Raw genomic sequence first — 25,526 nt, 5'->3', positions numbered from 1 at the left:
GCTCTGACTCATGGCCACCGAGCCTATCGTTCCCCAACACTCATTTTGTTAGGAGTTTTTACAGCCACTCGCGTACCTTTCGGCGCCCCCGCGAATCTCACGACAGCTTATGGCCTTCGCAGACGCAAGGCGTATCCCGCCCCATGTAGCCCGCATAACGATCTCGTTGAAGACTCATGCCCCGGTGGAGCGGCACCTCCTCGGCACGAACTCCGGCATCCACCCGGCAAGAAGTCGTGAAAGTTCCGCGAAGGAGAAATCCCGGACAGGGCGTCTTGAGCCTGTTGAACCCCGTGTGGCGAGGGCAGACGGCGTGTGCTTACGGGAGACAGGGGGATACCGGCGCTGAACTCGCCCTGGCTACTCTCCTCAGACCGTCGACCGTTGCGACCGCCCATGCCACCAGCCATTCTGCGGGCCACGACACCACGCTGCGTTCCACTCTGCTGCTGGTCCGGTCGGGCGCACCGACGACGCGTGGGACTTCCGCGCCGACTGCGGGGGCCGACTGCCTCGGCGACGCCAGTGAGCATGGCCATCGACAACTACGAGCCTGCGACGTCGCAACCGGTGTCTGCTTTGAGATTGCCGATGAAGGCCGTGAACGGGCCGGTCGGGAGACAAATCAGGCCCTGAGCCGGGGCTTTCGAGTCGCGTATCGCGATTCGAGTGTCGAGGTTCGCTACCTCTACACAGTTGTTGCCGTCGCCGCTGCCTGAGTAGGACAACTTCCGCCAGTTGTCGGGGGCGGTCACGGCGTGCCTCACAGTTCCTTCGCCAGTCCGTGAATGAAGTCACGCGATCGCTCAGGATCGAGAGACACAGCCTCCACTTACGGAAGAGCGTTCGAAACGCACCGAGTTGGGCTTCGGAGTCGATGAAGCCGGCGCCCTGAGGCGCGTCACGTACCGCTGCATCCAGCTTCGGCACGACACCGCCCACGTACATCATCGCGTTTGTGGCTCCTGCGAAGCCGTCCAGGTCGAAGGGGATGACACGAACCGTGATGTGGTCCGCTTCGGACAATTCGAGGATGCGGACGAGTTGAGCCCGCGTGGCGGCACGGTCCCCGACCCGGATGCGTAGTGCCGCTTCGTGGATAACCGCTTCGTACGGGACCGGGGCTGGGCGCTCGATGATCACCTTGCGTGCCATCCGGTGGCGGACCCTCCACTCGAGGTCGTCATCGGGCAGTTCGGGCACTCGATACGTAAAGACGGCGCGGGCGTGATCCTCTGTCTGGAAAAGGCCGGGGACATGCAAGAACTCCACATCCAGCCGGTACGTGCAGTGATGCTCCAACTCGGCTAGGTCCAAAAAAGAGTTGGGGAGCTTGCCTCGGTACTCCTCCCACCAGCCTCGACTCCGATCGGTTGCCATGGCCACCAGGGCGCCAATCAACTCGACGTCGGTGCAGGAGTAGTTGGCCGCAAGCCGACGCACCGTGTCTTCACTCACGCCCCCGACACCGGACTCGATCTGACTCAGCCGGGCGGCGCCAGTGCAGAGCAAGGCAGCGGCCTCACGCCCATTGAGTCCCGCCGCCTCGCGCACTTTCAGGAGCTCGGCGCCCAGTCGCGCCTGCCGCGCGGTGGGTTGCCGTCTCTGCGGCATGAGTGCCTCCTTGGCGCCGACGACCCTGGTTCGGTGACCCGTTCGGAAGTCAGATGCCCGGAAGTGCACCGCTCCGTCCTGCCATGACGGCTGCGGCACCGCCACCGCCCACGCTTCCGGCGAATTCGCCAACTCCCCTGCTCTCGACGAGGAGTTCCGTCATGCCTCAAAACGAGCCTTGGGGGTACTCCCTCTACATCCCGAACGACCCACGCGCCGTCACGTCTGTCGCCGTACTGTCCGCCTGATCCTCACCATGCACGGCTTGATCGGCCTTGTGGACACGACAGAACTCCTCGCGGCAGAGCTGGCCTCCAACGCCGTGCGCCACACCAAGGGACCCGCCACCCTGCGCCTACGGTGGCGCGGTGACGCGCTGCGTATCGACGCCTGGGACACCGACCCCGAACCGCCGGAACCACCATCGCAGCTGACCAACTTGGTCGAGGTGGAGGATGGTCGCGGTCTTGCACTGGTCCGCGCCTGTGCCGACGTATGGGGCTGGCAGCCGGTGACCCGGAACGGCAGCCGAGGCAAATGCGTATGGTGTGAGCTCGTCGTCGCGTAGGTAGGACGGTCAGGTCAGCGGGCGTCAACTACCGACCCGTAGGCACTCGCAGAGGCAGACCGCGCGATGTCAGCTCGCCCCGACGGAAGTCATACCGCATCACTGACGGTTGTCCGTGGGCGTACCCATACACAAGTCCTGCGTCGCTGGGGGCTGCCAAACCAGCCCCCAGGTAAATGGGCCGTGGGCAGAACGCGGAGGCAGTCCGCATCTGGCAGGAAGACGTGATCATTAAGCCGCTCGAGCGGCGGAGGACGAGAGCGCTGCCTCTTCTCCGACCTGGTAGATACCCGCTCCGGCCATTTCGCCGCCCGTACTTGGGCGCCAAAGCCCACACCGCGATCGTGCACCGTGTACCGACAACGGGCTTGCACTGAAGACGATGTCACGGAGCAAGTCGGTCTCGGGCGGATTCACTGCGCCAGCTCACGGCCGGCTGCAACTTGTTCAGCGTGATAGCCGTGCGCCAGGCCACGAAAATCGTCATAAACAACACGAAGTGATACGAACAGCGGTACGAGACACTAGTAGAAGTACGTAATATTCGGTTCCTTCTCCACCAACTCGATGAGCCCGGCCTGCTGTGCCAACGCACTCCGTGAGGCATCAGCTTGCTCGCGTTCGTCGGCGAATTTCGCCCAGTCCGCCGGCTGCATGAACAACATGTCATTGGTACCGGGAACGATCATGACGCCGCCGAAGGGAAGATCACCGGCGACCCAGGCACCGCCGTCCTCTGCGCCCTTGGGCCAGCGACGGACCGTTGAAGCGTCGAGCGCGCGCATCAGCGGTGCGCCGTGTTGACCGCGCGTGGAGACCTTGACAGTGAACACTGTGCCTTGCAACAGCCACTGTTGGCCCTTCTTGGCCACTCGCGTGCGGTACTCGAGGGGATAGGTGCGCAGCACTCTCTCGCAGGCAGCAAGCCGTCGACCGCGGCTGGCCCGAAGGAGCAGGAACAGCAGGACAAAGAACGCGGCAAGGATGGGGAGGGGCGTGAAGAAGGCGTCCGGGACGCCCACTGCATGCAGCACGACAGGCACCGCGATCAGTCCCAGACTGACAGCGATGCGCTCCCTGACATGCCTTTTCCATTTGCTCCTGTTGTGCTTCAGCACCTGCTCGATATCGGGCGTCGCAGTTGGGCTCGTCATGTGACCTCTCCATCAGCCGGACCCGGTACAGCTTCACGATCAGGTTCCCCACTCCAGCGCGCGTCCACAGCTGCCCAGCCAGACCCAGGTCACAGGGACGGTGATCCAGCACGGCCTGCCGGATCGCCTGTTGCTCGACCGCATCGAGAACTTGATGCTCGCCGACCCGAACACCCGCGCGGCTGGGCCACAAGCGCTGCGCCCCCGCCGACTAGCCACTTCGCCCACCAGTTGTCCACCGCCTTGAGCGAACACCGCCGCGACATCCTCGCGAGTCCGGCCCGACACCAACGCCGCCACCACCTGCACCCAAAGGCGTGCTTGCCGTTGTCGAGACCGTCGCTGTTTTCGTCAGCTTGCTGCTGGGCGGGAAGGACTCAAGCACCGCGGATCGTGCCCGTGCCCAAGTCTCTGCCAGACGCGAGGCTCTCCAGGTGCCGCTTCATCTGAAGTCCCGCACGTCTCCGCCCCATCAGAACTGCCAATACGGACGCGCCAGCGAGTGCAACCGTAGCGACTTCACCCACTCCAAAGGTGATCACGACCAGGGCGCCGATAGCGAGTAGGAGCGCCTTCAGGACGGTGGAATTGGCGCTCGCCTCCACGGGAGAAACGGGGTGAAGGGCACGGGGTTCGCCCACTGCTGGGAGTTCTCGGTCCGTTGGGACAAGTGCGCTCACCGGCAGGTCTACTGAAGCGTCCGAAGATTCAAGCCATCCGGCGACGTAACGCTGTCCGTCCAGAATCAGTACGGCATAGCCGACCGAGTCTGCATATGGGAGCTGCCGAGTGGGCCGCCGCCAGTACACGTGGCCACTAACACCCATGAGCGGCAGTGCCAACGGCAGGGGGTCGATGATGTCATCCAGATACAGATACAACTCACCGAACTCCACGCTCGTCAGACAAATGCGGGATTTATGCAGCTTGGTCGCCGATGGAGACACTGGTCGCTCATCGAGGGCAACTCCCACTCCTGTGATGGAGACAGGCAATGCGTAGAGTCTGCCTTGTTGTCGAGAGCGGTGGAGGCCGGCCACGGGATCCGAGCGCCAGCGGCCGAACAGATTCATGAACCAGCAGAAGGCAAAGCACCCCAAGGTCAAGAAGACGGTCCAGTAGTCTGCCCGCCCACCGATCTTCTCCTCAAGCGACTGCCGATCCCCGACAAATACCTCTAGGTCAGGTGACAACGGCGCAAAGAGGACCCAGACCTCTTCTCCTGCCTTCGGCTTATCGCTCGAGGTCATTTCCACTTCAGCGGTTTGGGATCCTTGGTCGAAAGGCACTGATACCAGCACGGTGGAGGTGTAATGCCCGGCGCGCTGACTGCTTACGTACTTCGAGGAGACGACCTTCTCGATCTCGGTCGTACGCATCGCGGAACCTGCGTCAACGATCTCCCACGCTGCAGGGGTTGGAGTCAGCGCCGCATAGGCCACCAGAAACGTGGGCACCGCCCAGGACCAGGCTGCGAATCCGACCCAACCGTTACGTTGCTCCACCCACCAGTGTTTGCCTCCCGCGCCCAAATCATCGGCGGCTCGACGGCGGAGGAAGAGGACTCCGCCGGCCACAGCTGCTGCTGCCACCACGAGGCAAGCGAAAAGGTCCCACCTGGGTGGCCTAGTGGAGGGTTGGATCAGAACAGCGGCGACAGTAGCCGCAATGCTGAGGCCCAGCAGAGCCAAGCAGCGGGCCAGGGTGCTGGACCTTGTCATCATCCGAAATCTTCCTCAAGACTGCGCTGCTTGCGGCCGAACGACGTCTTCGGCTCGTCCGCGCCCTTCTGCTTACCGTCCTCGTCGTCGCTCGCGGCTAGCTCTCCGCCTGCGCCTGCCGCTCCGGCACCTACACCGCCAGCGGGCACTTCAATGGCGAAGTCAGGGTTCTGGCCGCGCTGCCCGTATCGTGACGCATCCCAGCCTTCCGCAACGGGGATGTTATCCCTGTAGTGTCCGGCGCCGCCGACTGTTGCTCCGCCGAGTGCCCCACCGGCCGCGTTGATTAGGGCGTTCTTACCCCACTCTGGGTCTTCGTCTGTCGTGAGAGCGGTATGGCCATCCACGGCAAGCCCACCGGCCACATTGCCGACAACCCCACCGGTGATGTTCTCCGTGAGACTCTTGGCAAGATCACTTGGCGCGCTGGCCATGTCATCCATGATCTTGCCGGCCTTGCCTGCTGCTGCCGCACCCGCTGGGGTGCCGACAGCGGCAGCAAGTCCTCCCTGCCAGGTCGCTTCCCAGACCTTGGCACCGTCGACGTCCTGGCCGGAGAGTCCTGCACCGAGCAACGTTCCACCAGTATTGCCAGCCCAGTTGACGAAGAAGCTGGCAGCCAGCTTGGTCATCTTCCCGGCTTGTTGGTATGCACGGATTGCCGCCGCGATGCGACGGAGCAACGTACCAAGGCGGGCTGAAATGCGGACCGCCTGAGCGGCGAGCCGAGTAACATTCGCCGCGGCGGCACCACCCGCGACGCCGAAGCTCACAAAAGACAAAGCCACGCCAACGCCGATCGAGACACCGATTTCGGCGTAGATTGCGTGAATCTCATCGTTGACTGTCTCGATCTCATCGGCCACTTCATCGAGTTGCTTGGCGATGTCGTCGTACTCTTCGACGCCTTGCTCAACTGCAGCCTTGACCTTACGCCAGTGCTCCCTGAAGGCTTCCGCAGCTTCACCGCGCCAAGCGTGGCCGACTGTTTCTTCGACGTCCCTGTCGAGCGCTTTGAGTAGTCCCTCCGGGCCCGCCACATCGGCCTTGAGTTGTCGCCAGGCCTTGGCCGCCTGCCTCAACTCATCTGGCCGACCACCGGGGTTAACGATCTCGAGTCCGAGTTCGACGAGCTCCTCTGCGCCTGACTCCTTGCCGCTCACTTGCCACCCCCGGAGCCCTTACCGAAGAGGACAGCAGTCTCGTCATCATTCACTTCGGTGTTTTTGTTGACCTTCCTCAGGGCGTCAGCGATGGCATCCAGATGTTCGTGAACTGCCTTCATCGCAGAAGCTGCGGTCGTTGAGTATTCGACGTAGGCGTTTCTGACCTCATCTGATTCCGTGAGAAGCCCAAAACCGTCAGAGATTGCCTCTTCGCCGGTCTCGTTCTCGAACTTCTTCAGATAGGCGCGCAGATCGTATGCCTGGAGCTCAAACTTCTTGGCGAGACCTCTGCCTGCCCCGTCCGCGTAGTACGCCTCATCGTCAGTCATTTATTTCCCCCTTCATTAACGACTCCTCAAAATCGGTGGCGTGAGATGCCTATTACTACGGTGACCATCTCGAGGAACTCGGAACCATTCACCCGCTCATCTACTCTCGCCTCTCATCCACGTGCCCGCCTCACGGATGTGGCGAACTCTTACTGCCCTTGGTATGGAGGCGGCTGTTGCGCGTAGGGGTTGGGGTGCTGTGGAGGGTTTCCTGGAAGCGTGGTGTAGCCCTGATTCGGAGTTTCCAGATACGGCTGCTGAGGCAGGTAACCCATGTTCTGGGGATGAGCTCCGACGCCAGAGCTAATCGGGCCGGTGCCGAAGTTGCGGCGGCTGCGTACTACAGCGAATACAACAACAGCGCCGATTACCGCACCAAGGCCGACAATGCCCACCACAGCGACAACAAAGCCCACTTAGCAGGCTCCCTTCTCATTTTTCGGTTTCTATGTCACTGCAGAATCGCGGGTACGACGAGACAGCGCAGCAGAGTCGTGGCATGAGTCCCCGCCTCCCACCTTTTCAGAGCTCGATTGCCATCGCGGTACCCACGGAGCATGGCCAAGAGACCCGCATATGTGCCGATCAAATTGAGCACTGTCAGCCACAAAGCGTGCCTGACATGACCGACCCAACGAGGAGTAACCAAGGGGCAACGACTGCAAATCCCGAGCAGGGTGCTAGTGAAGTGGCTCCGTGCGCGACGTCATCTCATCAGCAGCGGTTGGGAACTCAGGTCCGGCAGTTCCGGGTTCACAGCCTCTCCGAGAGGGAGTTGTCCCTACTGGCCCTGGTGCGGGGGCTGTTGGGCGTAGGGGTTCTGGTGCTGCGGGGACTGTCCGGGAGGCGCGGGGTACCCCTGGTTCGGAGCCGTGTTGGGGTACTGCTGGTAGCCCGTGCCGTGAGGAGGGGTTCCACCGCCGGAGCCGGGGCCGCCGTTGCTGCGGTTACCTCGGCTGCGCATCACGGCGAAGATGATGCCGCCGATCACGAGTACCGCTGCAATGCCGCCGATGATGAGGGCGATTGGCAGGCGGCTTGAAGAGTCCTGCTCTTTGGCCTGAGTTGAGCCGTCTTCGTTGCCATCGGTGGCACTGCCGGCCTTCGACTCCGTGCTGGACGGGAGTTGCCCCAAGGGGCCTTCCTTGGAGCCCTTGGGGATGTCCATCGTGAGGGCCTTGTTGGGGCGGATGACGCCGTATCCGTATTCGCGATCAGGGGCCTTCAATCCCTTGTGATGAAGGAATGAAGCTGACTTGATGAGGCGGTTGATTACCTGGCCTGCAGTGAGGTCAGGGTACTTGGCCCGGACAAGGGCTGCCGCGGCGGAAACATAAGCCGTGGCGTCCGAAGTTCCGCTGTCCAAGCTATATCCGTCGGACCGATTGGTGTTCGCAGAGACGATCTCAACGCCTGGAGCAACGAGGGTCAGTCCATCCCCAACATTGGATTTGTCCCAGAGGTTTCCCTTGTCATCTACGGCGCCGACAGAGACCACACCCCGCAGAGCTGCCGGCTCATTAACGGTGAACCCTCCATCGTTACCCGCAGCCGCAACGACTACGACGTCGTGTGCTTGGGCATACGCGATTGCCTCGCGGCCACTAGTGGCAGTCCTACTGCCTGTTCCTCCGCTGAGAGAAAGATTGATGACCTTCGCACCGTTGTCCACGGCATATCGCACAGCCTCGGCCCACGTGTCGTCCTCGAAATCATCATCCTCTTTCTGAAGAACGCGCAGCGGAAGAATCTTTGCTTTTGGCGCGAGCCCCACCATGCCCGCGTTGTTTCCCGCGCCATGGCCATGGCCGGCAATCAAGCTCGCCATGCCCGTGCCGTGTCCGGCCACATCCTCCTGAGCATCTCCCCCTCCGGTGAAGTCTTTCCCTTGGAGGACTTGACCAGTCAGATCGGGGTGACTGCCGTCGACACCTGAATCGACGACGGCAACAGTGACTCCCTCACCCTGAGTCAACGCCCAAGTTGCGTCCATCTTGTAGGCATCCAGGACCCACTGCTGGTCCCGAACGTAATCGGCTGAGGCAGTCGGTGCTGAAGTGAGGAGCAAGGCTCCTGTCAACGCCACAACACCTGTCGTGGACCAGACTCGCTTGGCACCCATGTTCCTTGCTCCTCACTCAGCAACGGCTGGTTCCGCCAGCCTTCATACGGGCGAGCCGCACGCTCTCCGTGCGGCTCGCTTCGTCTATCTACTCGATGGTCCGCGGTACGTTGCGGTTGCGGTCTTCTTCCGAGATCCAGGTTTCTTCGTCCTCGACCAGGTAGTCGGGACGGTCGCCGCGACTGTTCTCGTCTTCAGACCGTCGGCCGTTGCGACCGGCCATACCGCCGGCCCCTCCGGCCATAGCACCGCGCTGGGTTCCTCCACGGCTGCCGTGGAGCCCTGCGCCGCCACCGGCGCCCTTGCCAGTAACTCCCTTTGCTGCGCCAACCACGCCGCCACGGGCCTTCGCAAGGGCTCCCCGGCCGCCGGCACCAGCACCGCCTCGGCCAGCCGCACCAGCTCCGGCGCCGCCCATACCGCCCATACCGGATCGACCTCCGGCACCGCGGCCCGCAGCCGCGCCGCCGCCAGCCATGCCTCCGCGACCGCCGGCAATTCCGATACCACCGCGTCCAGCAGTGCCGCCCCTGACTCCGGACGCCCCACCGGGCGCCACGATGCCCGGGCCCTGAGCTCCGCCGGTGCCGATACCGCCGCCACCACCGCTGGATCCACCGATTCCGGTGCTGGGACCGCTTCCGGTCAGGCCGGGGGAGATACCGTCCACCTTGGTCCCAGCCGTCGGAAGCTGTGCACCTCCCGTGATACCCGGGTCCCGGGGCACTGAGGGGGCCGGCTTGATGCTGGTGGTTTGGCCTGCACTCCACGGCTTATTACCCGATACCGAACCGCTTGGACGGGACGCACCTACACCGGGTGAGACGACAGGTGGCGGGTACTCCACTTCACGGTTCGGGTCTTTGATGTGGCCATCTTCGCCTTTTTCGACCTTATTGTTCCTCAGGTTCCGAGTGACCCGCATATAGTTGGCCCCGAGGGTCTCCATTGCCCCGACGGCCTTGAGTTGCACATACCTGCTGGATCCGATATCGCTCTCATATTCGTCGGCGATTTGCTCGGCGCTCTTGTCGCGTCTCGCAAGCGCCGCGTTGGCGTTGGATCCGTCGGTTGTAATCTCGCTCAGGTTATCAAGGCCCTTTTCCAAAGCGCCGGGTTCCTGAAGGTCATCCACGAGATTCTTGGCGATCCGCAACTGCACACTCGCGTCAGCCATCTGGGATCTGTTGAGGTCGGCATACCAAGCCGCATTCCGGATGCTGGTCGAGATCTTGGCGGCCTCCTTCGAAAAGGCCGTTGCTGCATCCCCTCCCCAGTGCTCCAGGACCTCCTTGACCGCCTTGTCGAGCGCACCGGCGATCCCAAGGCTGTCGGTCTTACCGCCGACGAGGATGTCGTGGACCGTTCCCCAGTGCTTACCCGTGGTCTCGACCGTGTCCGGATCGGCGTCAGCGAGCATCGCCTTGAGCTGCACCAGCGAACACTCAATGAAATCCGACTTCGTCTCAGGGCGCCCTGAATAGCACATTCCCTGATCAAGCACCGGCGGCTTCTGCGTCTTGTTGCCATCAGCCATGGCGAACCCTCCCTCAGTCAATGATTCTCGTTCGGGCTACTTACTCGAATGATTCAGTTCCCGAGCCGCCGCCCATCTGCTGCTTGTTCGCGTATTCCTGCTCGGTGTACTTGTCCTTGACCTTGGAGGTGCTCGTGCCGAACCTAGTGATCAGTCCGTGCAGCGCCGCAATGGTGCCTTCGAGGTCGTCTTTCGTTTGCTTGTAAGCAACGAAAAGTTCAGACGCCTCCTGGAAGGGACCAAACGCCTTCATCGGGATATCCGTGCGATACCTCGATGTCTTCCCCGCCTCATCCATGTCGTCCAGCAGCGTCCAAAGGCGCCTGATGACCTCATCAAGCGCGCTCAGATCCACCCGCATGCCGTCACTCATACCCCGTTGTCCTCTCCCCTGTTTCTCAAGTTGTCAGCACCCACTCGGTGCCCGCGCCACGTCATCGCCGTCATCGCCCAGCCCCGCTGACCGGCCGTCGAGCCCGACCGAGCTCACCGGATCGCCGACTACGCCAGTCCCGCACAGCCACCCCACTCCCCGCAACCACAAGAGCGAGCGCAAGTCCCGTACCCAGAACATAGATCGCTACCCGGCGTTCCCGCTCCGCCTCGCTCTCCCCCATCGTCACTGCCATGGGGATGACCCCACCCGCGCCGGCCGCAACCGGCGGATCGGGCTCGGGGGACTCACCCGGCGTGGACTCCTCCGACAATGCGGCGACCGGGTCCACAACACCCCACCCGATGAAGGGGTTGGGCTCGCGTCCCGGGCGCTGGGCGGTCTCTTCAATGCGGGTGGCGATCTGGTTGGCGTCCCAGTCCGGGTATTTGTCCATCAAGAGTGCCGCGACACCGGCGATGTACGGCGCCGCGAAGCTCGTGCCGTCTGCCGTGCACTGGCCGTCGATAGGGACCGTGGACACCATGCTGACGCCCGGTGCCGCGACGTCCACGAACTTGCCCGACTGCGAGAAGGGGGCGCGTTCGTCGTTGCGATCCGATGCAGCCACCGCCAGGACGCCGTCGTAGGACGCGGGGTAGGTGTTGGCCTGCTTGCCGTCCGCCCCCTCGTTGCCGGCCGCCGCGATGATGAGGGCGCCCGAGTTCACGGCCGCCTTGATCGCGTCCCGCAGCTCGTCGTTGTCTTCCCTGTTCGTGGTGTCCGACGAGATGTTGATGATGTCCGCGTTGTCGGCGACGGCCGCGGCGATCGCCTGGGACATCGTCCGGGAGTTGCCCTGCTTCTCGTCGCCGCCCGTGTAGCGGTACGAGAGGATTTCGGCTTCCGGCGCTATGCCCACGAAGCCCGTGCCCTTCAACGGGCGGGCCGCGATGATGCCTGCTACGCGGGTGCCGTGGCCCTCTATGTCCTTGGTCGCGGGGCCGTCGACGAATGTCTTGCCCCCCACGACAGCGCCACTCAACTGCTTGTTCGACTTGTCCACGCCCGTGTCGATCACCGCGACCTTGACGTCCTTGCCCTTCGCCTGGGCCCACAGCTGATCCAGGAGGATCCGCTGGAGCGACCAGGGCGTGGACTTGATCACGTCGCCGCCGAAGACGCATTCCGTGGAGGCCGACAGGCCGAAGTCCACCGCGGGAGGCTTGTGAGATGTGGTGTCCGCCGCCGATGCGGGTGGCGTCAGTGCGAGGCAGACCCCGGTTACCGCGAGCACGCCGAAAGCCCGCTGCAGTGCGCGGGTTCCACGGCCTCGGCCGGTGCGGCTGCGCGAACGGGCTGTCCGGTCCTTCACGTTCAGGCCCTTCACGTCCAGGCCTCTCATGCTCAGGCCCCCAGGGTTTCCTTGCTTCCTTCGAAGCTGGGTCATGTAGATGTCACGCGTGTAGCTGTGAGTGTGAATGTTTGCGGGATTTGCTGTGCGCCATCCCACGCAAGTTGTGTACGGCCCCGAAGCAGAGGTCGGCCCAGCGGTCGCCTTGGCGTCCGCTGGGCCGAATCCCTTCATCTCATGTCCCTCGGGTCGCCGACGGGCTTAGCCCCAGGTCGTGGAGTTGCTCTTCTCAGTGGCCTGGTAGTTCTCGGCCGCGTTCTGCAGCGCGGTGGAGATCTTCAGCAGGGTCGCGTGCAGGTCGGCCGCGGTCTTGTCCCACTCGGCCTGCTTGCGCTGGTAACCCTCCTGCGCCTCACCCTCCCAGGACTGGGCGACGCGCTTGACGGCGGCCTCGAGGTCGTCCAGCTGCTGCTTGATGCGGCCGGCGGTCGACTTCACGTCCGTGGACGCGTTCGTGATCGTTGCGTAATTGACGAGGATCGACATCGTCGTTCCCTTTCAGGAAGTTTTGTAGGAAGTCAGTGGAGATCAGCTGGTGAGCGGCTGGAGCTCGACCAGCCATGGCGAAGCAGCCCGAATCGGCCCGCTCCCACCCGGCTCGATCAGCCGAAGTCCGACATGATCTTGCTGATCTCGGAGTTCTGCTGCTCTTCCGACGCGGAGTAGTTGCTCCGCGTGGAGTCCACGGCTTCCTTGATGTCGTTGAGGATGTCGCTCATCCGCTTCGCGTCCGCGTTCCAGCGGTCCTGGAGCTGACGGTAGGACTGGGCCGCCTGGCCCTTCCAGCCGCCGGCGATCTGGTCGATCACTCCATTGAGGCGGCGGATCTCGCCCTGGAGCTGACCGTTCGCGGTATTGATGTCACCGGAGAGCTTGGTGAGTTCGTCCTCTGTTACCCGGAACTGGCCGGCCATGTTGAACCTTCCCCCATGTCGTCGTTGTCCGGGAAACCTGTTCCGGTGCCCGGAGGTGCTTCGCACGTTTGAGCGCTGCAAACACTCTATCGTCAGCCTGCCACTCAGCCACAGGCAAGGCCAATCAGTTACACGCCTCACACACTTGGGCGATCATCCTGTGACTCTCACGCCGTCTTACTCTCAAGTGCGCCTGCACGTACGCCGGTTACCCGGTCACTGACTCTGTTCCTGCGACGCGCTGCCCGTGTCCAGAGTGGGTCCCTTCGGGATGAACGCCGCCCATGTCTGGGGCACGATCGCGGGGCTGGACACGTCCTCGTACCCCAGCCGCGTGCGCGCTTTGTCGGTCTCGCTCGCCCCGCCGTTGGAGGCGTCGCTGCCGCTGCCCTTCGCCGCGCTGTCGTCGCTCTTCGGCAGCGAGTACCGCAGGCCGGTGTCCGTCAGCAGGTACTGCGCGCCGCCGCCTTCCGCCGTACCGGTGACCTCCGTGAAGAGCAGGCCCGAACCGGAGGAGACGTAGGCGCTCAGCGAGTCGGCGACGATCCGCTTCGGGTACGCCGTCCCGGCCCAGGCTCCGAGCTGCGGCTTGTTGCCCTCGCCGATGGTGCCGTCGTAGACGCTGCAGGACGTGTTGCGGGCCTCGGCGGTCGCGGAGGCCGGCGAGTTGGCCTGCTTCGGGACGGTCTCGAACCAGCCCTTGTCCTCGTAGAAGGGGCGCGCCTGCCCCCCGTTCACATCGATGATCTGCGACGTCGAAAGCTTGATGTCGGCGTCCTCGTCCATGCCCCACGCCGCCCTGAGCAAGCTGGCGACGAAGGGCGTGATGGCGGCGACCCGGTCCTGGAGGACGACGTAGTACTGGGCGATCTGCGCGTCCTGTGCCTTGATCACTCGGGCCACCTTGGTGTCGGCGGGGAGCCCCTCGAGCTGGGTCGGCGAGCCGGCTCCGTCGATCTGCGGGAAGGTGATCACCCCGCCGTCGTTGAGGGTGCTCAGCCACTCCGAACTCACCAACTGCGGTTCGGACCCCGCGGCCGTGGTGCCGATGGCGGCGGCGCGCAGCTTCTCCATCGTGGTGGGCTCGAGCGACGGGGTGCCCAGCTGGAACTTGTTGCCCTTACTGTCCACCAGGTAGTCCACCTTGGTGGTGGTGTTGCGGACGTACAGGGCTTCGCGGGGGTCCACCTTCCCCGCCTTGTCGAGTGTCTCGGCGTCCTTGGCGTTCAGCACGAACACCGCCCGGTCGATCGCGCGCGTCGACCCCTCGACCGGCCGCTCGCACACCGCCCAGGTCTTCGCCTTCTCCGCGTCGTCCTTGGCGGGCAGCCGGTCGGGGGCGTACGGGATGCCGAGGGTCGCGCCGTGCGGGATACCGCTCTTGTCGATCTCCTTGCCGGGGACCTCGAGGACGGTGCCCTTGCCCTTGTCGAGGAGGAGCTTGGCGGAGGCGTAGTTCAGGACCGGGTGCAGCGTCTTGTTCTTCTTGCCGCTCGACGTCTTGTCGTTGAGTACGACGTACCGCGTCGTGGAATCGCTGTCCACGATGATGTACTCGCCCGGCGTGTCCCAGCCCTTGGGGGCCGTGGGCTTGATCACGCCCCACGCGATGAAGCCGATCACCAGCACGATGCCCACCGCCAGGCTGGGCATCACCGTACGGACCGGACGCGGCGCGCCTTCCTCCGAGCCCCCGGGCGACGGCGCGAGGAACGCCGCGACGGTGCGCTTGCGAGCGAAGGTGTAGGCGGCGAGCTCATCCCGACGCTGCTTTGCCATGGTCCCCGTTTCTCCCGTTTGTGATGCTCAATCGCGTTTGCTGCGTTACGGCCGAGGTCGATACGAATCCATTCGCTACGACTGCAGTCGATACGGCCGCATGCGATACGACCGTGCTCCAAGGGCCACTTCGGCCGCGCAGGCACCTACTATGCCCTGCGCCACGCGAGGACGATTCATCAGGTGCGCGGCCGCCCCCGCATCTTCACAGAGCTTCACGACAGCGCTCCACCATGCGGGCCCCGCACGTGATTGGCTGGCCACCTGGGGTTTCGGTGTCCCCTGTGTCGCCTCGCGTTCCGCAGCGGGTACCGTGAGCCACTCGCATTGACGATGGATGATTCACGATGTGGGCCCGGCGAACGGCCACTACTTCGCGAAAGGGATGTCCCGGGGGATGACCAGCGCTACGAGCACCCGGCGCGGACGCCGCGCACCGCAGCAACAGGGAGGGCCGGGCGGCAGACGTACGTCGGCCACTCCCACCGCCCCCGCCGCCGCATCGCCCCGCACGCTGCCCCGTCCGGGCGGTCTGGGTCCGGTACGGCTGCAGCAGCTCATCCTGGTGGAGCTCGCGGCCGCCGTGATGCTGGTCGCCTGGGCCGCCGACGCCTCCTGGCTGCTGGCCCCGGCCGGCGCCGTGGCGGCGCTGCTGCTCCTCATGGCCGTGCTGCGCCGTGGTCGGCGGCCGCTGCCCGAGTGGTACGAGACGACGCGGGCGCTGCGGCAGCGCAAGCGTGACGCCAAGACACCCGTGCCGCCCGGCACCGACGCGATGCTGGCGCCGGTCGTGGAGTGCGACCCCGCGCTGCGGACGTACTCCTTCGTCTCCCGTGACGACCGCTCCATCGGCATGATCGGTGACGGCACCTTCCTCACGGCCGTCCTGTTCGTCCAGCCCGGTGACCAGCCGCTGCGTCCCGGGACCGCCGGACGGCAGCTGCCGTTGCGGCTGATCCAGGACGCGCTCGAGGTCGACGGGATCCGGCTGGCCTCCGCGCAGGTCGTGCAGCACACCCAGCCGGCGCCCGCGCCGCACCTGCCCCAGCAGTCACTGGCCGCGCGGTCGTACGGCCCTCTGCAGGCGCAGGCCGGCTCCCCCGCGCTGCGGCTCACCTGGGTCGCCCTCAAGCTCGACCCGGAGCTGTGCTCGGAAGCCGTGCAGGCGCGCGGCGACGGCGTTCCCGGTGCGCAGCGCGCACTGCTGCGGGTGGCCGACCAGTTGGCGAGCCGACTGGCCGGCGCCGGGTTCAACGCGACGATCCTGGACGAGACCGAGCTGGTGCAGGCCCTGGCGACGTCCAGTTGCCTGAACCCGCGCGCCAACGCGCAGCACGGGCAGGACGGGCGCACCCAGCGTCGTACGGTCGAGGCGGTGCGTACTTGGCGGGTCGACGACCGGTGGCACACCACGTACTGGGTCTCCCGCTGGCCGCAGTTGGGCAGTGGCGGGGCGGCGCTGCCGGAGCTGGTGACGCGGTTCACCTCGCTGCCGGTGCTGGCCACGACGTTCAGCATGACCCTGAGCAAGGCCGGGAACCGGGGTGTCTCGCTCACCGGGCACATCCGGGTCACCGCCCGCGGTGACAGTGAACTCGGCCAGGTGGGGCGCGAGTTGGAGCGGGCCGCGAGTGCCTCGAAGGTCGGCCTGGTCCGCCTCGACCGGGAGCAGGTCCCCGGTGCTCTCGCCACTCTGCCGCTCGGAGGTACGTACTGATGTCCCACCCCGCCCAGACGATGCCCCCGGGACAGCCGGGCCGTAACCCCGCGCGTACGCCCGCGCACGTGGCCTCGCCCACCGACACCGGCATGATCCCGATCATCCGGCAGCCGGAGCCGCAGCAGCAGCAACGCCGCATCTTCAGCCCCGGGTTCGGGCTGCGCGGCCCGCGCCGCAACCGTCATGTCGTCACCGCCGACGAACTCGCCGCGATCAATATGCCGCTCGGTGACGACGGCGTGATCATCGGCACCGACCCGGAGTCACATCCGGCGGTGCTCGGGCTGTCCCGTCCGACCCCTTTCGATGTCGTGCTCGTGGGCGGCCTGTGGCTGGCCCAGGTGCTGGCGCTGCGTGCCGCCGCCACGGGAGCGCGCGTGGGTGTCGAGACCGGACGTCCGCAGGCCTGGCAGCAGTTGGCCCAGGCGGCGGGCGGCGGCCAGCAGTGTGTGACCGTGTATCCCGTGGGTCGCGTGCCCGCGCAGGGTCCGTCCGTGTCGAGTCCGGTCGTGCTGTTCCGTGACTGCGGCATCCGCCCGCCTCGCGGCCGTGTGACGTCCGTGCCGTGGCAGTCCGTGGTGACGGTGCTGCCCTTCGTCAGTGAGCACGCGCCGCGCTTGCTGGCGCAGGCCCATCTGGTGGGAATCCAGCGCATTTCGCCCTACGAGACCGAGGCCGTACGGGACACGCTGGGCGTCCCCGAGGATCAGCTCCAGCACCTGCCGACCCTGCACGACGGGGTCGCCCTGTGGTGCACCCGCAAGCACCAGAAGTTCGTGATGACCGAGCCGACCGATGCGGAGACGGGCCTGCTCGGCGTGGCCCGCCGCATGGACTGACGCGTCGTCGTCGCCGGGCGCGGACCTGAACGGGCCCGCGCCCAGGGGGCTTTCCACCGCAGGCCCACGAAGCTCTTCCGTCACCGCATCCCGCGCTATAGCGTCCGCGCCCATGGGGGCTTTTACGGCCCGCCATGCGAGTGATTAGGCTTCTGGTGGTGCGGTGACGATCGCAGTCGCGTGGGACTAGCCACTCGGTCCGCCCGGCCGCGACGACGACCAGCTCAGCAGCAGTGGCTGACCAGGAGGCAAGCAGTGAACAGGGATCGGTCCGAGTACAACGGCGGGAGCCCTTCCTCGGACGGGGACGATCACGAGGTGGATCTCACCGGCGAGTTCGAAATCGTCTACACACCTCCCGCCTGGTACGCCCAAAGCACACAGGGTGGCTCCTCCGGGGACGGACAGCAGGACGCCGCCGGCCAGAACTCGCCACCACCGCCGAGCGGACCACCGATCGGGTCGCCCATGGGGCCGCCCGGCGTTCCCGCGTCCCAGGCGCCCGCGCAGCAGCCGCCCGCACCGGCGCAGCCGCAGGTTCCCGGCGTACCGCAGCAGCAGGCCCCTGGTGTGCCTGCGCAGCAGCCGGGGCAGCCGCCCCAGCACACCCCGGCCCAGGGCACGCCCGCCAACCAGCAGGGCCCGGCCGCGGGTGGCTACGGCTTCCCGCAGCAGCAGCCCGCGCAGCCGCAGGGCGGCACCCCCGTGGCCGGCGGGTACGGCTATCCGCAGCAGGCACCGACCGGCGCACCTCAGCCCGGCCAGGACACCTCGGGTGGCTTCGGCGTGCCTCAGCCGGGCCACGACACGTCCGGCGGCTTCGGCGCTCCCCAGCCGAACCAGGACACTTCGGGTGGTTACGGCTATCCGCAGCAGGGCCAGGACACCTCGGGCGGCTTCGGCGCGCCCCAGCCAGGTCATGACACGTCCGGCGGCTACGGCTATCCCCAGCAGCAGACGCCCGCCCAGCCGCCGACCGCCCCCACACCGCCGCCCGCCGCCCCTGTCGCACCCGTCCAGCAGTCGTCGGCCGCCCCCGCTGCGCCCGGCTTTCCCGTACTGCGCCCGGTCGACGACGACGCCCAGGCCGCGTCCGCCCCTCCTGCCCCGACCGCCACCCCGGCGGCCGGTGTCCCGGTGGCGCCCGCCCCGGCGCAGCCCGAGATCGAGCTCAACCACGCCGCCGCCGACGCGGAAGCGGCACTGCTCTTCGGGGGCGGCGCCGACGACGAGCCGGAGGAGCAGCCGGGCGACGAGCCGGAGCCGGGTGATTCCACCGGGTCCGTATCCGTCCCGGAGAGCAACGAGCCGACCCCGGCCGACGCGGACTCCCCCGCGCAGCCCGGCGCCGAGGCCGCACCCGCGACGCCGGAAGCGGAGCCGGGGGCACCGGCAGCCCCGGTGCCCGCGACCCCGCCGACGGCCCAGGTCCAGGAGCCGCAGCAGCAGCCACAGGCCCAGCCCACCGGCCAGGCTCCCGAGCAGCCCCAGCCGCAGCAGCCTCAGGCACAGCCGCAGGCCCAGCAGCCCGCAGCCCAGGCCCCCCCACCGCCCCAGCAGGGCCAGCCCCTCCCCCCGCTCCCCCAGGGCTTCGCCCCCGCGCAGCAGGCAGGCCACCCGGACCCGCAGGCCGCTGCGGCAGCTGCCGCAGCAGGCCAGGCCCCCGGCTACGGCTACCCCCAGGGACAGCCCCCGGCCCAGCCGCACCCCGACCAGACCGGTCAGCCGGCTCACCAGCCCCCGCCGCAGGGCGCGTTCGGTCCGGCCCAGCCCCAGACCCAGCCCGGGTACCCCTCGCAGACCGCACAGCCCGCGCCGGTCGACCCGCGCCAGGCGGCTCAGCCGCAGCCGCCCGCCCAGCCTCAGGCCGCCGGCTACGGCTATCCCCAGCAGCCGGCCCAGCAGCACCCCGGCCAGCCGCAGCCCCAGCAGGTTCAGCCGCCGCACCAGGCCCAGCAGCCCCATCCCGACGGCTACGGCTACCCCCAACAGCAGCCTCAGCAGCCGCAACCGCAGCCCGGCTACGGCTACCCACCCCAGCAGCAGGGCGGTTACGGCTACCCCCAGCAGCCCGAGCAGCAGGCACCACAGCAACAGCCCCCGGCCCAGCAGCAACCGCAACAGCCCCACCCCCAGCAGCAGGCACCGCAGCAGCCCCCCGCCCAGCAGAACCCCGCTGCCTACGGCAACCAGGGCTGGAGCGCACCGCCCGGCCCGCAGGCGGGACCCGGTGCGCCCCAGCAGCAGCAAGCGGCGCCGGGCACCCCGCTCGGCTACAACGCCGCGGTGGAGCTGTCCTCGGACCGGCTGCTTCGCAACCAGCCCAAGGCACGCAAGAACAACCAGGGCCCGTCACGCTTCAAGCTCGGCGCCAAGAAGGAGCAGGCGGAGCGCGAGCGGAAGCTGGGGCTGATCCGTACGCCGGTGATGTCCTGCTACCGGATCGCGGTCATCAGCCTCAAGGGCGGCGTCGGCAAGACCACGACGACCATGTCACTGGGCGCGACTCTCGCCACTGAGCGGCAGGACAAGATCCTGGCTATCGACGCCAACCCGGACGCCGGCACCCTCGGCCGACGTGTGCGGCGTGAGACGGGCGCGACGATCCGTGACCTGGTGCAGGCGATCCCGCAGCTCAACAGCTACATGGACATCCGCCGCTTCACCTCGCAGGCGCCCTCCGGCCTGGAGATCATCGCCAACGATGTGGACCCCGCGGTGTCCACCACCTTCAACGACCAGGACTACCGCAGTGCGCTGGACGTGCTGGGCCGCCAGTACCCGATCATCCTCACGGACTCCGGTACCGGTCTGCTCTACAGCGCGATGCGCGGTGTGCTGGACCTCGCGGACCAGCTGATCATCATCTCCACCCCGTCGGTGGACGGTGCGAGCAGCGCCTCGACGACGCTCGACTGGCTGTCCGCGAACGGTTTCGCGGATCTCGTCCAGCGGTCGATCACCGTGATCTCCGGGGTTCGTGAGACCGGCAAGATGATCAAGGTCGAGGACATCGTCGCGCACTTCGAGACCCGGTGCCGCGGTGTCGTCGTGATCCCCTTCGACGAGCACCTCTCGGCGGGCGCCGAGGTCGACCTCGACATGATGCGTCCCAAGACGCGCGAGGCCTACTTCGACCTCGCCGCCGTCATCGCCGAGGACATCGCCCGTACTCAGCAGGGCTTCGGCAACCCGAACATGCAGTACCCGCAGCAGGGCTACCCGGCCCAACAGCCGCCGCAGCAGCCCTACGCCCAGCCGCAGCCGGGCGAAGGCTGGGGTCAGCAGGCCCCGCAGCAGCCAGCGCCCGGCCAGGGCTGGCAGCAGCAGGCGCCGCAACAGGATCCCCAGCAGGGCCAGCAGCCCGGTCAGCCACCGGGCTCGGTGCCGCCCGGCTGGACCCAGCAATAGGGGGCGTACGGGCAGACGAAAGGGCCGGCACCCTCAAGGTGCCGGCCCTTCGCCGTCGTAAGTCTCAGTAAGTCCCAGCCCGCAAGCCTCAGCCCGCGTCCCCGATCAGCTCCCGACACCGCTGCACATCCCGCCCCATCGCCTCCAACAGCGCGTCCAGCGACTCGAACTTCTGCTGCCCGCGGACGTAGGCGAGGAAGTCCACCGCCACATGCAGGCCGTAGAGGTCGAGTCCGACGCGGTCGATGGCGTACGCCTCCACCGTGCGCTCCGTGCCGTCGAACTGGGGGTTGGTGCCGACGGAGATCGCGGCCGGCATGGCCTCGCCCTGGGCGTGGAGCCAGCCGGCGTAGACGCCGTCGGCGGGGATGGCGGTGTGGGGCAGGGTCTCGACGTTGGCGGTCGGGAAGCCGAGTTCGCGGCCCCGCTGGGCGCCTCGCACCACGACGCCCTCGACGCGGTGCGGGCGGCCCAGGATCTCGGCGGCGCCCTCGACATCGCCCTCGGCGACCAGGCGCCGGGTGAGGGTGGAGGAGAACGGTTCGCCGCCGCCCGCCTCGCCGGTCACGTACAGGTCGACGACCTCGACCTCGAAGTCGTAGACCTTGCCCTGCTCGGCGAGGAATTCGACGTTGCCCGCCGCGCGGTGTCCGAAGCGGAAGTTCGGGCCCTCGACGACCGCCTTGGCGTGCAGCTTGTCGACCAGGACCTTGACCACGAACTCGGCCGGCGACAGCTTCGAGAACTCGGTGGTGAAGGGGAGGATCAGCACCGCGTCCACGCCGAGCCCGGCCATCAGGTCGGCGCGGCTGTGGTGCGGGGCGAGCAGGGGCGGATGGCTGCCGGGGCGCACGACCTCGCTGGGGTGGGGGTCGAAGGTCACGACGACCGCCGGGACGCCCAGCTCGCGCGCGCGGTCCACGGCGTGCCGGATGATCAGCTGGTGCCCGCGGTGGACTCCGTCATAGGAACCGATGGTGACGACGCTGCGCCCCCAGTCCTGGGGGATGTCCTCCAAGCCACGCCAGCGCTGCACTGTGCCTGCTCCCTGTCGCCCGTCCGCTTGTCACGCTTCTTACGCAGGTCTAAGGGTGCCATGCCGTACGCCCCCGGCCCGCATCGGTGTCTGCCCTGTGACCGGGTGCACGTGACGAGGCCCTGGTCAGGCGGGAACTCGTACGCCGGCCAGGTTCTCGATCATCCGGCGGGTGCTGGGGCCCACCACGGCCGACCACTCCTGCGGGGTGTCGGTCAGCCAGCCGGCGACGCGGGTGGCGAAGCCGGGTACATGGCGGCCCAGGTCGACCAGGCCGCGGTCGAACCGGGCCGCGCCGTCCGGGGTGCGGACGAGCAGCAGTCCGGTGTGGTGGACGAGGCCGCGCAGATCGTCGTCCGCACGGTCACCGGCCCGCTGGACGGTGGCGTGCAGGAAGGCGTCCAGAACGGCGGGGGCGTGTTCATGGCCGAGGAAGAACGCGCGCAGTTCGCGGCGCAGGGGCCGGGAGGCGGCGGTGCCGGAGGTCGCGAGCACGGCGGCCAGGGCGGCCCGCACCGGTTCCGTGCCGCTGTGGAGGAGGTCGGTGACCAGGGGGAGGAGTACGGCGCGGGCGCTCGGGCCGTGGTCGAGGCGCCGGTCGATGTACGCGGCCAGGTCGGCGGCCGTCTCCGGTTGCCGCTCCGCCGCGTCCCGTACGAGGGCGGCGACCCTCCCCGCGAGGGCGGGCGTGGTGACGTCGGCGAGGGTGCGCAGCGCCTCCGCGGCGCCCGGTCGGCTCAGGCGGGTGCGGAAGGCGTCGAGAACCGGTTCGGTGTGGGTGGCCAGGGCGGGGACCAGGGCGTCGGCGGGGAGCTGCGGGTCGGCGGCCGCGAAGTGCGCCAGGGCCTGGGCGAGATGACGGGTACGCGTGCGTGGATCGCGGACGAGGAGGGCGAGCGCGCCGCCGTGCAGGGTGCAGTCGTCGGGGCGGGCGAGCAGGGCGAGGGCGGCGTGGCGCAGCGGTTCGCGATCGGCCTCGGTGCGGGCGTGGGGTGCGACGCGCAGCCCGTACGCCACCGCGGCGACCCGGCGCGCGGGTCGTTCGTCGTGCGCCCAGCGGTCGACGGCCCGGCACAGGACGGACGTCTCCTCCTCGGCCAGCACGGCGAGGAGTTCGTCGGCCTTGCGGTGCGCGCTGTCGACGAGTGTCTCGGTGAGGCTGTCGAGGGCGCGTTGGCGATGGGTGTGCAGCAGGGCCTGTGCGGCGTGGGCGACGGTCGCGTGCGGGGTGGCGGGCAGGGGGCGGTCGTCGTCGAACCAGCGGGTGAGGTGGCGCTGTACGGCCGTGGGGTCGTCGGCGAGCAGCCGGGCGACCGCGTCCAGGTACCGGGTGGGGCTCGGCTCGTCGGTGTCGGCCGGCGGGCCGTCGGCGAGGACGAGGCGGCGCAGCAGGTCGAGGCGCTCGGCGTCCGGGAGCGGCAGCGCGGTCCAGAAGCCGGGGCCGAACTCCCGGGGCACGGACCGCTGGTGCCGGCGCCAGGCCACGATCCGGTCGGTGAGGAGGTGCAGCACGTCCTGGTACGGCATCGCGTCGGGGACTCTCAGCAGGGTCTCGGCGAGCAGCCGGCCGGCCCACCAGGAGTGCCGGTCGGTGTCCAGGGCGTGGATCAACTCCTGTAGGCGTGCTGCCAGTTGACAACCGGACGGGAGCTGCAGGAGGGCCTCGACGACGGGGCCGATGCGGTGGTGCGGCACGGGCAGGGGGTGCGCGGCGTCGGGGTCGGTGCGTCGGCGGTGGACCAGGGCGTGCAGGGCCTCGTCGAGGTCGAGGTGCATGCCCTGGATCCAGTCGGCGAGCTCTTCGTGGGCGAAGCGGTAGCCGTTGCCCGCCGGGACCAGGAGGCCTTCGGTGAGGACGGCGGACGCCCAGCCGGTGCCGCCGCCGAGGGTGGCCGGGGCGGGGCCCCAGGGGAACACGGCCTCGAAGGAGGCGCGGTCCAGCTCGCCCTGGCCCGGTCCGAGACTGCGCCGGGCGGCCTCGTGGACCTGTCCGGAGACCTTCGCGGCGAGGCGGCGTACGGCGGTGCCGCGCAGACCGTTCTCGGCGGCGAGGCGGACGGCGATGCGCAGGCACATCAGGTCGAGGTGGGCGGAGAGGACGTCATCGCGGTCGACGCGGCCCGGGGTGGGCGAGCCGGGCAGGGCGGCGCGCACCTCGGCGAGGAGGCGCAGGGTGAGCGGGTGCCGGGCGTCGGGTTCGGCGAGGGCGCCGTCCGGGATGCCGTAGCGGGCGCGGGCCTGGTGGGCCTCGTCGGGGGCGAGGTCGTGGAGCCGTACGCAGGGCGGGAGGCTCGCAGCGGCCGTCTCCGGTTCAGCGGCGCCGTACAGCACCCCCTCCGGGAACTCCGCCCCCGCGCCCTCCCAGTACTCGGCCCGGCACGCCACCACCAATCGCGCCCCCGTCTCCCGCAGCCACTGCGCGGTGCCGTCGGTCCATTCCGTGAGGCGGTGAGACAGCAACGGAGGCATTTCCTCCGGGCCGTCCAGGAGGAGCAGGAGGGGGCGGCCGGTGCGGTGGGCGAGGTGGGCCAGTCGCTCCGGGGTCGTGTCCCCGAGGGTGGTGAGGCCGGACGAGGCCGCCACGATCCGGGCGGCCCGGGCCAGCGCCCTGCGCGCCGCGTCCGCCACCGAGGCGTCGCCGTCCTTCAGATCGGCCCCGCGCAGCCACAGCGTGGGCGCCTTGCGCCGGGCGGCGAGGGCCGCGAGTTCCGTCGTACGGCCGCTGCCCGGCGCCCCGACCAGGGCGAGCACCGCGGCCCCGCTCGCGGCGAAGGCGTCGAACTCCCTTGCCGTGGCGGCCCGTTCGACCGGGGTGACCGCGCCCGCTCCCCCGGCGTCCGGGCCGTCCTGCCCGATCGAGGTGGCCGTAAGCTCCAGTACGCCCGCGAGGTTCAGGTCGGTGCCGTACGCGGGCACCGTGGCCGCGTTCTCGGCGAGCAGCTCGGCCAGCGGGCCGTGCGGCGGCGGGCGCAGCGGCACCGCGAACCCGGCGTCGCCCCTGCCGCTGCGCAGGGCGGTACCGAGCACGCCTACGACGGTGCCGGTCCCGGCATCGAGCACGGGCCCTCCGGCGGCCCCTCCGCCGAGCCGCAGCGCGTCCCGGCCCGCCGTGCCGATGGCGAGTTCCAGGGCGTCATCGAGGCGATGGACGCGGTCGGTCGCCGTGTACGTCACGGACGCCTCGCCCAGCACCCGCGCCTCACGCCAGCCACCGGCGGGGATCCGCACATAGGCACCGGTCTCGATCCGCTCCCGCGCGCTCACCGGCAGGGGCGCCACCCCCAGTCCCTCGGTGCGCACGAGGGCCAGGTCCAGCGCGGGCAGGGGGGTCACCGCGCTCGCGGGCACCACACAGCTGCGGTCGTCCGCGGCGGCGAGCAACACCAGCCAGGGCAGGCCGTCGACGACCTCATGGCTGGTGACGAGGGTGCCGCGGTGATCGGCGAGGAAGCCGAGGCCACGGGGGCGTCCGGCCAGGTCGTGAATGCGCACCAGGGCCGCGTCTGCGGGCTCGGAGCGGCGCGCGTCCTGCGGGCCGCCCACGCTCCATTCAGCCCCGGCTCCATCGACGAACGCCTCGGACCGGTCCCCGTCGTACCGCGTCCCCTCCGGCGTCCTGCGGGCGCCGCCCGCCCGCGGGCCCCGTCCCGCCATCGTCGAACCTCCCCGCCCCGCGCCCGAACGCTCATCCGCCCGTGTCCTTTTTCCGACGTTAGGCGTGATGTGATCAGCGGGACAGATCGCTTGGCGAACGCGCCCCCTTCCGCTCCCTCGGTTCACTCCGAGCGCCTGCCCGGACGGGTGAACAGGCGAGGGTCGTTGGATACAC

The 25,526-nt window shown here is 68.0% G+C and carries 16 protein-coding genes and 2 pseudogenes; 4 read left to right on the top strand and 14 right to left on the bottom strand.

Translation table 11 applies throughout. From position 1 onward, the window contains the following. Window positions 1–763: 763 nt before the first annotated feature. Window positions 764–1,614: pseudogene (locus IE325_RS29350) on the bottom strand (helix-turn-helix domain-containing protein). Between the two features lie 161 nt (window positions 1,615–1,775). Between IE325_RS29350 and IE325_RS29345 the strand changes: the two are divergent. Then, window positions 1,776–2,182, top strand: a pseudogene (locus IE325_RS29345) (ATP-binding protein). 524 nt (window positions 2,183–2,706) lie between these two features. Here IE325_RS29345 and IE325_RS29340 read toward each other — a convergent pair. The 11 genes from IE325_RS29340 to eccB form a co-directional block, all read right to left on the bottom strand. Beyond that, entirely contained in the window at window positions 2,707–3,336 is a 630-nt protein-coding gene (locus tag IE325_RS29340; protein ID WP_190073100.1) for a hypothetical protein, read from the bottom strand. Window positions 3,337–3,713: 377 nt separating this feature from the next. Beyond that, on the bottom strand, window positions 3,714–4,931 hold the full coding sequence (locus IE325_RS29335) for a hypothetical protein (RefSeq protein WP_190073099.1): 1,218 nt from the start codon (window positions 4,929–4,931) through the stop codon (window positions 3,714–3,716). A gap of 125 nt (window positions 4,932–5,056) precedes the next feature. After that, entirely contained in the window at window positions 5,057–6,220 is a 1,164-nt protein-coding gene (locus IE325_RS29330) for a WXG100 family type VII secretion target (protein WP_190073098.1), read from the bottom strand. Next, entirely contained in the window at window positions 6,217–6,552 is a 336-nt protein-coding gene (locus IE325_RS29325) for a hypothetical protein (RefSeq protein ID WP_190073097.1), read from the bottom strand. The genes IE325_RS29330 and IE325_RS29325 overlap by 4 nt, the downstream gene beginning before the upstream one ends. 781 nt (window positions 6,553–7,333) lie before the next feature. Beyond that, complete coding sequence (mycP, locus tag IE325_RS29320; RefSeq protein ID WP_190073096.1) at window positions 7,334–8,674, bottom strand: type VII secretion-associated serine protease mycosin; 1,341 nt, start codon at window positions 8,672–8,674, stop codon at window positions 7,334–7,336. An 88-nt stretch (window positions 8,675–8,762) separates the two neighbouring features. Beyond that, window positions 8,763–10,211: a hypothetical protein gene (locus tag IE325_RS29315; protein WP_190073095.1), complete on the bottom strand. Its 1,449-nt coding sequence runs from the start codon at window positions 10,209–10,211 to the stop codon at window positions 8,763–8,765. 40 nt (window positions 10,212–10,251) lie between these two features. Next, complete coding sequence (locus tag IE325_RS29310) at window positions 10,252–10,584, bottom strand: DUF2563 family protein (RefSeq protein WP_190073094.1); 333 nt, start codon at window positions 10,582–10,584, stop codon at window positions 10,252–10,254. Between the two features lie 70 nt (window positions 10,585–10,654). Then, window positions 10,655–11,881: a type VII secretion-associated serine protease mycosin gene (mycP, locus tag IE325_RS29305; RefSeq protein WP_373315237.1), complete on the bottom strand. Its 1,227-nt coding sequence runs from the start codon at window positions 11,879–11,881 to the stop codon at window positions 10,655–10,657. Window positions 11,882–12,199: 318 nt separating this feature from the next. After that, the gene (locus tag IE325_RS29300; RefSeq protein ID WP_190073093.1) at window positions 12,200–12,484 is read right to left on the bottom strand and encodes a WXG100 family type VII secretion target; all 285 of its coding nucleotides are present in this window, start codon (window positions 12,482–12,484) and stop codon (window positions 12,200–12,202) included. Window positions 12,485–12,600: 116 nt separating this feature from the next. Continuing rightward, complete coding sequence (locus IE325_RS29295) at window positions 12,601–12,912, bottom strand: WXG100 family type VII secretion target (RefSeq protein WP_128435259.1); 312 nt, start codon at window positions 12,910–12,912, stop codon at window positions 12,601–12,603. Window positions 12,913–13,128: 216 nt separating this feature from the next. Beyond that, entirely contained in the window at window positions 13,129–14,691 is a 1,563-nt protein-coding gene (eccB, locus tag IE325_RS29290) for a type VII secretion protein EccB (protein ID WP_190073092.1), read from the bottom strand. 397 nt (window positions 14,692–15,088) lie between these two features. Here eccB and eccE point away from each other — a divergent pair, with 397 nt between their 5' ends. From eccE to IE325_RS29275, 3 genes are all read left to right on the top strand, one after another. Further along, window positions 15,089–16,408 (top strand): type VII secretion protein EccE, encoded by a 1,320-nt coding sequence (gene eccE, locus IE325_RS29285; protein WP_190073091.1) that lies wholly within the window; start codon window positions 15,089–15,091, stop codon window positions 16,406–16,408. After that, window positions 16,408–17,250 carry a hypothetical protein gene (locus tag IE325_RS29280; RefSeq protein WP_190073090.1) on the top strand — a complete coding sequence of 281 codons (843 nt, stop codon included), beginning with the start codon at window positions 16,408–16,410 and terminating at the stop codon, window positions 17,248–17,250. The genes eccE and IE325_RS29280 overlap by 1 nt, the downstream gene beginning before the upstream one ends. Window positions 17,251–17,505: 255 nt before the next feature. Continuing rightward, entirely contained in the window at window positions 17,506–20,661 is a 3,156-nt protein-coding gene (locus IE325_RS29275) for an SCO5717 family growth-regulating ATPase (RefSeq protein ID WP_229912097.1), read from the top strand. An 88-nt stretch (window positions 20,662–20,749) separates the two neighbouring features. Here IE325_RS29275 and IE325_RS29270 read toward each other — a convergent pair whose 3' ends face one another. Continuing rightward, window positions 20,750–21,697 (bottom strand): bifunctional riboflavin kinase/FAD synthetase, encoded by a 948-nt coding sequence (locus IE325_RS29270; protein WP_190073089.1) that lies wholly within the window; start codon window positions 21,695–21,697, stop codon window positions 20,750–20,752. 126 nt (window positions 21,698–21,823) lie between these two features. After that, entirely contained in the window at window positions 21,824–25,351 is a 3,528-nt protein-coding gene (locus IE325_RS29265) for a trypsin-like peptidase domain-containing protein (RefSeq protein ID WP_190073088.1), read from the bottom strand. Window positions 25,352–25,526: the final 175 nt, after the last annotated feature.

Origin of the sequence: Streptomyces lanatus, from assembly GCF_014655715.1 — a bacterium.
GTDB classification, from domain to species: domain Bacteria; phylum Actinomycetota; class Actinomycetes; order Streptomycetales; family Streptomycetaceae; genus Streptomyces; species Streptomyces lanatus.
The sequence above is the reverse complement of the archived record's forward strand: the minus strand, read 5'-3'. Positions and strand labels throughout refer to the sequence as shown.

What these genes read in the sequence shown, in the direction of transcription:
- mycP (WP_190073096.1), bottom strand. Translation starts at nt 8,674, where the DNA reads ATGGGTGCCAAGCGAGTCTGGTCCACGACAGGTGTTGTGGCGTTGACA.
- IE325_RS29300 (WP_190073093.1), bottom strand. Translation starts at nt 12,484, where the DNA reads ATGTCGATCCTCGTCAATTACGCAACGATCACGAACGCGTCCACGGAC.
- IE325_RS29310 (WP_190073094.1), bottom strand. Translation starts at nt 10,584, where the DNA reads ATGAGTGACGGCATGCGGGTGGATCTGAGCGCGCTTGATGAGGTCATC.
- IE325_RS29340 (WP_190073100.1), bottom strand. Translation starts at nt 3,336, where the DNA reads ATGACGAGCCCAACTGCGACGCCCGATATCGAGCAGGTGCTGAAGCAC.
- IE325_RS29295 (WP_128435259.1), bottom strand. Translation starts at nt 12,912, where the DNA reads ATGGCCGGCCAGTTCCGGGTAACAGAGGACGAACTCACCAAGCTCTCC.
- eccE (WP_190073091.1), top strand. Translation starts at nt 15,089, where the DNA reads ATGACCAGCGCTACGAGCACCCGGCGCGGACGCCGCGCACCGCAGCAA.
- IE325_RS29315 (WP_190073095.1), bottom strand. Translation starts at nt 10,211, where the DNA reads ATGGCTGATGGCAACAAGACGCAGAAGCCGCCGGTGCTTGATCAGGGA.
- IE325_RS29280 (WP_190073090.1), top strand. Translation starts at nt 16,408, where the DNA reads ATGTCCCACCCCGCCCAGACGATGCCCCCGGGACAGCCGGGCCGTAAC.
- IE325_RS29325 (WP_190073097.1), bottom strand. Translation starts at nt 6,552, where the DNA reads ATGACTGACGATGAGGCGTACTACGCGGACGGGGCAGGCAGAGGTCTC.
- IE325_RS29265 (WP_190073088.1), bottom strand. Translation starts at nt 25,351, where the DNA reads ATGGCGGGACGGGGCCCGCGGGCGGGCGGCGCCCGCAGGACGCCGGAG.
- eccB (WP_190073092.1), bottom strand. Translation starts at nt 14,691, where the DNA reads ATGGCAAAGCAGCGTCGGGATGAGCTCGCCGCCTACACCTTCGCTCGC.